We start from the raw sequence: 8540 nt of genomic DNA, 5'->3' as shown, positions 1-8540 counted from the left end.
GACGAAGGAGGTGCTTTGGCCTTGCGCGCCCAAATTCGCTATGGCATATACCCGCCACCTCAACGGGCGCTGCTGTAGCTCAGTGGTAGAGCACTCCCTTGGTAAGGGAGAGGTCGACAGTTCAATCCTGTCCAGCAGCACCATCCTAAACAAGCGCATGGCGCGTTGTTTAGTCGAGACCGAGGTCTTCCAGGCGAACTACTATACCGCATCGCCAGCAGCTTCCTCGACTTTGGCCAACTCGCCGCGATCCGCATATGGATCAGCTTTGTCCGCGCCGCCTAGTTGAGGCCGACGAGGGTACAGGCCAAGCAACGTTTCAAAGGCCAGAGGCATCAAATCGCGGCAAAGCTTGATTCGCATGGCCTCGTGACAAATCAGGGTGCGCTCTGTTCAGTGATGCAGGTGAGGAGAAGCTTGAATTCTCGTTAGGGTCACTCCGTCAGGCAACATGGAGCCCTCTAAACATTACGGAGAATTCGCCTGCTCCTGATCATGAATTTGACACCATATGCGTCCTGTATCCATAGCATAAAGGACTTTGTCATGACAAGCGCAGTATGTCGTGTCGCAGCGGTTGGGCTTATTGCTGTTTATTTTGCAACAATAGTAGCCGATAGTGCATCGGCCTGCTCCCGCATCTTGTCGAATACGAATGGTCAGGCTAACGTCGTGGCTCGGACCATGGATCTATACCGCTCGGATGAAGCGAAGATGGTCGTCTATCCGCGCGGATTGGAGAGGGTTTCGAAGACAGGTGACAGCAAGTCCTTTACCTGGAAGTCGAAATTAGGAAGCGTGGCAGTCACCTCGTTTGGAACCGCGACAAGCGATGGCATGAATGAAAAGGGCCTCGTGGCGAACCTTCTCTATCTTGGCGACACCAAATACGAGCAGCGTGACAGTCGGCCTGGCCTGTCAAATCTGCTCTGGGCCCAATATTTGCTCGACAATTTCGCCTCGGTCAAAGAAGCGGTCGAGGGATTGAAGGACGTCCAGATCGTTCCTGTTGAACACAACGGCAAGCAATGACCGCTTCACCTCGCAATATCAGATGCCGAAGCACATTCGGCTATTATCGAATTCGTCAACGGCAGAATGGTCGTTCATCAGGGCAAAGAGTTCACCGTAATGACCAACGAACCGCCGCTGGAGACTCAGCTTAGGAACCTCCAGAATTACAAGCTTTTCGGCGGCACGAAATCGATGCCGGGCGATATTGATCCGGAAAGCCGGTTTGTCCGAGCCGCTTCGTATTTGAAGACTTTGCCGCCAGCCAGGAGCGTGCCAGAAGCCATCGCCGGTGCTCAATCCATTGCCCGCACTGTAGCAGTCCCGCCGGGCGCTAAAGATACGTCCGGCAGTGTTGCCGAGGATGCATGGCCGACACTGTGGTTCACGCTGGCTGACTCAACCAACAAGACTTATTTCTTCCACTCCGCCAGTTCTCCCAATCTCTACTTGGTCGACCTCACGAAGATCGATTTCGGGCCAAATGCAAGAGAACGATCTGTCAACGCGTATGACTGGGCCCTCGCCGGGGACATAACGCAGCGTCTCACCAACGCCAATTGAAATGCCGTGAGGCCTTGAAAGGTCCAACGAAACCTGCTGAGCGGCGTTGAGGGGGTATGGTGAAGCCCCTTGTTTCTGATGATCTCCTACGGTGGTTGCGCCGCTCCTGCCGCCCGAGCGGCCAAAGCCGAAGAGTGTGCGCCCACATCTGCATCCACCGGATCCGCAGGTTCTATTAGATGCTCCTAATACTATCGGGCAGTTATTACCTTCTTACATCACCTTTATCGTGCGTAACGGGCCTTGGGCGTTTTACTGTAGCTTCAGCCAAGAAAAACACCCAATGGAAGCACAGTAACGATGGCCGTTCTCGACTCGCGTATTCCCATATACATGGATGCCTCGGGCACCAGCGATTATAATCCGCTCCAAATTTCATACTTCGTCTATGACAGCGCAACCTACGCGAAGTGGGTCAATCCATATTCAGAGTACGTCGAGATTTGGGGATCATCGAATCCGGCTGCTCAAAGCGCTGTCATCAACTCTCTGAAAGTCTCGGAGTTTGACGGTAGCCTTATTCTGTCGCTTTCCGGCATCGAGCTGAAAATCAATGCCAATGATGTAGACCCGTTAGGGGGCCAGAGCTTCCAGAGCCAATTCACCGGCAACGATGAAATCCGGGGAAGCAACGGGCACGACATCCTGATCGGCTTCAGCGGCAACGACACCATTACGCCGAACGGCGGCGGCGACAATATCGACGGCGGCACCGGGATCGATACCGTCGCACTGTCCGGCAGCCGTGGGACCTACTTCACCTACCGGAAGGGCGACACGACCTTCATTACCGACAACAGCGGCAAGCAGGGCGTGATGCCCACCCACAACGTCGAATCCGTCCGGTTCACCGACGGCACCTACACGATGGCAGAACTGGCCAGTTCGGCGACGGTTGCCGGGACGCACTCGATCTCCCGGCTGTATCTGTCGGCGCTGGACCGGCTGCCGGATCAGGCGGGCCTGAACAGCTGGACCGATGCATCGCGGAACGGGATGACGCTCGAGGAAATCGCCAACGGCTTCGTCGCGTCCACCGAGTTCTCCAACCGATACGGCGGCAACCTGTCGGATGCCGGGTTCATCACGCAGCTTTACGCCAATGTGCTGGACCGCGTGCCCGACTCCGCCGGACAAAGCCATTGGTCGAAGTATCTCGCCGCCGGCAATTCCCGCGCCGAGGCGCTTGTCGGCTTTTCCGAGTCGGCGGAGAATGTCGCCAATTACAAGGACGATGTCCTTCAGCCCCAAGTCGGACGCCTGTATCTGGCGACCTTCGACCGCTTGCCCGATCCGCAGGGCGAGTCGACATGGGTAAACTATCTCAATGCCGGCAATGATCTGGGGAACGTCGCGGTCAGCTTCGTCAATTCGCCGGAATTCCAGCAACGGTACGGCGCTCCCAGCAATCCGGAGTTCGTGGAACTGCTGTACCGGAACGTCCTGGACCGGGCACCGGACGAGGCCGGGCTTGCAAACTGGACCAACGCGCTGGACCACGGCCTGAGCAGGGCCGACGCGCTGGCCGATTTCTCCTCGTCTCCGGAGTTCGTTGCGAAGACGGATTATCTGTGGATGTGACGGCGGCGGGGTCCGACATGCGTCAGGGCTGGCGCGCCCCCATGAACGCCTGCCACGGCCGCGTGACGCGCGGGGTCCCGGCCATCGAAAAGTCGGTGGCGTCGAGCGAGAGGTTGGGGTTGTAGTAGGGGTCGCGGCGCAGGACGTCGCCCCAGCGGTCCTGCATATACTTCACTTCCGAGGCGAAACGGTCGCGGTTCCCCGGCGTCAGGTCGGACCCGCGCGAGGCGGATTCCAGGTGGTACAGCTCCGCGTAGGGGGTCCAGATCACCTGATAGCCGGCTTCCCGGATGCGGATGCACAGATCGACGTCGTTGAAGGCGATCGCGAGGTTGACGGCGTCGAAGCCGCCGACGCTTTCGAACACGAATTTGGGCAACACCATGCAGGCCGCCGTCACGCAGGACAGGTTTTGGCAAAGCCTCAGGCGGGAAAAGTAGCCGTAGTCGTGCCGGCCGAAGCCCTTGTGGGTATGGCCGGCGACGCCGAGCACGCCCAGGATCACGCCGGCATGCTGGATCTTTCCGTCGCCGTACAGAAGCTTGGCCCCGACGGCGCCGACGCCGGGCCGGGCCGGGCCGCGTGGCTGGCCATCTCGGACAGCCAGCCCGGCTCGATCACCTCGATATCGTTGTTGACGAAGCCGATCAGCGAGCCGGTCGCCTGTGTGACCGCATCGTTGTTGAGTGCCGAGAAGTTGAACGGTCCCTCGCGGCGCAGGATGCGGACGCGCGGTTCGGCGGCCAAGCCGTCGAAGTAGGCCAGAGTCTCGGGCTCGACGCTGGCGTTGTCCACGATCAGGATTTCCAGATCCGGATAGTCGGTCCGGTGGAGCAGGCCGTCGATGCAGTTGCGCAGCAGTTCGACCCGGTCGCGGGTCGGCACGATCAGCGACACCCGGGGCGCCGGGTCGGGCAGCGCCCGGCGCACCCTGTTGTAGCCGGCGATGCCGGGCACGACCTGCGCCGCCTGCCCCGTCCGTTCCAGATGCTCCGCCACCGCCCGCCGTCCCGCTTCCGCCGCCTTGGCGCCGTGGTCGGTCGAGAACGAACCCGATGTGGCGAAGACCCGCCAGTGATACAGGATATGCGGAATGTGGCGGATGCGGCCGGGTTCGGTGAGTTCGGTCACGCGCAGGGCCAGATCCCAGTCCTGGCTGCCCTCGAACCCGACGCGGAAACCGCCGGCGGCACGGACCAGTCCGGTCCGGTAGACGCCGAGATGGCTGATCATGTTCTGGGCCAGAAAAAGCTCCGGGTTCCAGTCCGACTTGAAGTAGGGATCGTGACGGTGCCCGTCGCAGTCGATCTTGTCCTCGTCGCTATAGATAAGGTCGGCGGGACCCCTGGCCTCCAGATCGGCCGCGATCCGGTAGAGGGCATGGGAGGGCAGCAGGTCGTCATGGTCCAGCAGGGCCAAGTATTCACCGGTCGCCAATTCCAGCGCGGAATTGCTGGCAGCCGAGATGTGGCCGTTGGCCGCACGGGTCACCAGCCTGATCCGCGACTCGCGCCCCGCATAGCCGGCGAGCAGACGGCGGACCGCCGGATCGGTCGAGGCATCGTCGGCTATGCAGAGTTCCCAGTGGGGATAGATCTGCCCGATCACCGACCCGATGGCCTCGGCAAGGTGGCCGGGATCGGGATCGTAGACCGGCATCAGGACCGAGATCAGCGGCGGCGCCTTCATGGCGGCGATATGCGCAGCGATCGCCGCGATGTCGTCGTCGGCCAGCGTGTCGAACAAGGCGATCCAGTCCTTGTAGCCGTCATGGGCGGGAGCGTTCAGCCGCTCGGCCATCCGCAGCTTGGCCGCGGCGACACCGTGACGCGCGACATAACCGGCCGCGGCGGCGACCCTGCCGGGATTGCGCAGCGCCGCCCGCGCCAGAACGTGGAAGCGGGTGATCGGATCGACGCGGAACCCCGTGATCGTGAAGACGCCAGGCTGGTCCATGGGATCGAAGCACAGTTCCCGGACGCTGTCCGGCAGCCGGATATACTGGTCGACATGGCCGTCGCGCAGGGACGGCAGCGGATGGCTGATGGTCGGCTGGTCGCCCTCCGGCGTTACCCGGATCGTTCCGCTGGCGTAAGGACGTGCGTCGGCTATGGAAAAACGGATCCGGACCCAGCCGGTGGGAAGCTCATGCCGCTCCGCGCGGATGTCGAACCGGGGAGCCGTGCCGGTGCTCTCGAACCGCCCGCCGCCCAGATCCGTCAGCTGCCGGACGGCGTGCAGCCGGAAACGTCCCCTAGCAGCCGCGGAAGTGCCGACGCGTTCGTTAGACTTGGAAACCATCGGATCGGACACCCTGACAAGGTTCGGCGAAGAGATCGGCTACGGGGCCCGCCATGACGGCTCACACCCTATCTACTCATAACTAATTAACCAATTTGGCATAGATTGGCGGCTGATTGCCGTAGATGGCCCGGACCTATACGCCATTCAGCACGAATTCTACTTCTATTGAGTTACCTTCACGGGTCCTATAATGAAGCTGCGGTGCACTGGCCGGCCGATTTCGCGGCTGGCGGAGCACGCCCTTGGTGAGTTGGCCGGAAAATGGATATTTCGATCAGGCGTATTTTTCAGCTCTGCGCCGTCTTGATCGTCGTTGCAGCGATCTATCGGGCGGGGAATACCGGCTTCGAGACGGCAGCCGCAGACGAATCGACGTTGTGGGACACGATCCACCTGCTGATAGCGCCGATGGCGCGGGTCTACCTTGCCATGTTCGGAAGCCCGGCGACGGCGGTTCTGCTGGCCGGTGGCCTCGTGCTGGCCGGTATCCTGATCGTCCTGTGGTTCGTGCTCCTGAAGGTGCGGCCCATGCTGAGCCGGCTTGACCGGCTGGCATCGGACTGCGCCCGCGCGCCGGTCCAGTTCGGCCGGGGCGACGGTATCGACCGGGTGCTCGGACCCAGCTTCCTGGGGCCGGACTGGAGAGCGTGGCGGACCGCCGCCGATTCCGGCGTTCGCCCGTCGGCCTACATCACCCTCGCGTCGCTGGAACGCTCGGGGCTGCGGCTGGGCCTGATGCAGGCGATGCCGAACTACTTCGTCGGACTTGGACTGGTCATGACCTTCCTGGGCCTGATCGCCGGACTGTGGTTCGCCAGCCAGGGCATGCGGACCGCCGACATGACCGAGGCGCGGACCGCCCTGGTCCACCTGCTGAACAGCGCCACCTTCAAGTTCCTGACCTCGGTCGCCGGCATCTCCATGTCGCTGATCGTGTCGCTGATATTCCGGATGTCGGTCCAGTCGCTGAACCTGCGCCTGACCCTGCTGTGCGACAGGATCGAGGAAGCGACAGCCCGCAGCGCCCGCATGGCCGAACCGCCCCAGGCATCGCCGGACGGCGGAGCGGTTCTGGCGGAGCGGATCGCCCATCTCGTCCACTCGATCGACCGGCTGGAAGCGGCTTTCTCCCAAAGGGCGGCGGCTGAACGGCATGCGCCTGCCCATGCGGATGCCGTTCAGCCGATGCCGGTAAGCTGAGAGAGGCGCCGGGATGTCCCTTCCAGCCGACAGTTTCTCCAAGGACGAAGGCTATTACGCCTCCATGGCCGATTTGATGGCCGGGATGCTGTTCATCTTCATCATCATAGCCATGGTCTTCGCCCTGGACGTCCGCAAGGACAGGGTCGATGCGGTGGCGGAAGCGGAAGCCAAGGCGGAAGCGCGCATCAAGGCGGAACTGGACGTCCCGGCAACGCCGCTCGAGCGTCCGCCCCAGGCCGACATCGAGATCGCGGTCCGTGCCCGGCTGATAGAAGAGATGAGGGAGTTCCTGGCGTCGCGCGGCATCCAGGCCGAAGGCATGCCGCGCGAGGGATTGCTGCGCCTGCCTGCCGACCGGTACTTCGCCCCTGCCGGTGCCATGCCGCTGGCTCCCGGCCAGACCATGATGTCACACCTCGGCGAAGCGCTCGGCCGCTGGCTTCCCTGCCTGTCCAACGGCGCTCCGCAGCCGGACGGCGGGGCCTGCCAGCCTTTCGCCGAAGCGCGCCTGCGGACGGTGCGGATCGAGGTCCATGCCGAACCCGGACCGCAAACGGCCGCCGAGGCGGACAGCCTGACCGGCGCCCGCGCCGTCCATCTGCTGAGCGGCCTGCTTGGCGCCAGCCCGCACCTGCTGGACCTGCGCAACGATGCGGCGGAACGGCTGGTCGACATGCGCGGCATGGGGATGCAGTGGCCCCTGGAGCCGGCACCCGTGGAGGCCAAGCCCGCCGAACCCGCGAAGACCGTCCTGCCGCCCGGCAAAGGAACTTCCGGAAAGAAGGAAGCGGGCAAGAAGGATATCGGCAGCGGCGCTCCGGCGACGGCCGAACCGGCGCAACCGCACGGCCAGACGCAGAATCAGGCGCGCAGCCAGCGGATCGACCTGCGCTTCGACATGGCCGTTCCGGGGGCGGAGCAGCCGGGCCAGGCGGGAGGCTTGATCCTCCGGCCCACTTCCAAGTGAACCGGGCGGATGAAACGGGCAGACGAACCAGGCCGTGGCAATGGGCTTCGGTTTCACGGCACCGGGCGGTGCGGCGGACGAGCAGGACGGGGACGATAGCGTGAACATCATGGCACCCACAGCCTTCGAGCAGTTGATGGCCCAACGGGATACCGAGGTCCATACGTCGAACGCCTCGGTCAGTCTCGACAAGGTCGACGTCATCTTCGGCCAGCACGTCTACCGCACCGTCAAGGGCGTGCTGGTCGGGATGCTGCGCGGGACGCCGAAGGAGATCATGACCGGCCGCAAGGTGCTGGACGGCATCGACCTGAAGGTCTCCCCCGGGGACAGGCTCGGCATCGTCGGGCATAACGGGTCGGGCAAGACGACGCTGCTCAAGGTGATCGCGGGCATCCTGCCGCCAGTCCACGGCACCCGGAACGTCGCCGGCAGCATCGCCCCGGTCATCGCCCAGGGGCTGGGGTTCGAACCGGACCTGCCGTTGCGGCTCAACATCAAGCTGGGTCTGGCCTATTCCCACCGCCTGCCCCAGCACAGCCGGGACCTGGAAGACGCCATCCTCGACTTCGCCGAACTGACCGAGTTCGCCGATGCCCAATACCAGACGCTGAGCAGCGGCATGCAGGCGCGGCTCACCTTCGCCACCTCGCTGTTCCAGACGCCCGACATCCTGATCCTGGACGAGGTGTTCGCCACCGGCGACGCCCATTTCGTCAGGAAGTCGCAGGCCGCGATGATGGAGCACATCGAGCGCACCCCGATCGTGATCCTGGTGAGCCATTCCGCCGGCCTGATCCGCGAAGTCTGCAACCGTAGCATCCTGCTGGACCATGGGCGGATGGTCGAAGACGGCCCGACCGACAAGATCCTCGACATCTACGCGCAGCGGTACGGGTGATATCATGCT

Annotated in this window: 6 protein-coding genes, 1 tRNA gene and 1 pseudogene; 6 read left to right on the top strand and 2 right to left on the bottom strand. The window is 62.9% G+C overall.

The genetic code is table 11. From position 1 onward, the window contains the following. Positions 1 to 68: 68 nt before the first annotated feature. From AC5JJ6_RS30345 to AC5JJ6_RS30335, 3 genes and pseudogenes are all read left to right on the top strand, one after another. Positions 69 to 143 (top strand) — tRNA-Thr (locus AC5JJ6_RS30345). Between the two features lie 352 nt (positions 144 to 495). Beyond that, positions 496 to 1575, top strand: a pseudogene (locus AC5JJ6_RS30340) (linear amide C-N hydrolase). Between the two features lie 300 nt (positions 1576 to 1875). Continuing rightward, positions 1876 to 3156, top strand: coding sequence for a DUF4214 domain-containing protein (locus AC5JJ6_RS30335; protein WP_496045631.1), 1281 nt, complete (start codon positions 1876 to 1878; stop codon positions 3154 to 3156). Between the two features lie 22 nt (positions 3157 to 3178). Here the strand turns inward: AC5JJ6_RS30335 and AC5JJ6_RS30330 are convergent, their stop codons facing one another. Further along, complete coding sequence (locus tag AC5JJ6_RS30330; RefSeq protein ID WP_496045630.1) at positions 3179 to 3661, bottom strand: glycosyltransferase family 2 protein; 483 nt, start codon at positions 3659 to 3661, stop codon at positions 3179 to 3181. Then, the gene (locus AC5JJ6_RS30325; protein ID WP_496045629.1) at positions 3658 to 5457 is read right to left on the bottom strand and encodes a glycosyltransferase family 2 protein; all 1800 of its coding nucleotides are present in this window, start codon (positions 5455 to 5457) and stop codon (positions 3658 to 3660) included. Before AC5JJ6_RS30325 ends, AC5JJ6_RS30330 begins: the two co-directional genes overlap by 4 nt. A gap of 264 nt (positions 5458 to 5721) precedes the next feature. Between AC5JJ6_RS30325 and AC5JJ6_RS30320 the strand changes: the two genes are divergently transcribed. From AC5JJ6_RS30320 to AC5JJ6_RS30310, 3 genes are read left to right on the top strand one after another with little or no spacing between them, the layout of a single operon-like run. Continuing rightward, positions 5722 to 6660: a hypothetical protein gene (locus tag AC5JJ6_RS30320; RefSeq protein ID WP_496045628.1), complete on the top strand. Its 939-nt coding sequence runs from the start codon at positions 5722 to 5724 to the stop codon at positions 6658 to 6660. Between the two features lie 13 nt (positions 6661 to 6673). Next, positions 6674 to 7630, top strand: a complete 957-nt coding sequence (locus tag AC5JJ6_RS30315; protein ID WP_496045627.1) for a hypothetical protein — start codon at positions 6674 to 6676, stop codon at positions 7628 to 7630. Between the two features lie 40 nt (positions 7631 to 7670). Beyond that, positions 7671 to 8531 carry an ABC transporter ATP-binding protein gene (locus AC5JJ6_RS30310; protein ID WP_496045632.1) on the top strand — a complete coding sequence of 287 codons (861 nt, stop codon included), beginning with the start codon at positions 7671 to 7673 and terminating at the stop codon, positions 8529 to 8531. Positions 8532 to 8540: the final 9 nt, after the last annotated feature.

This window comes from Skermanella sp. (genome assembly GCF_059503625.1).
This window is presented reverse-complemented; position numbering and strand designations above follow the sequence as displayed.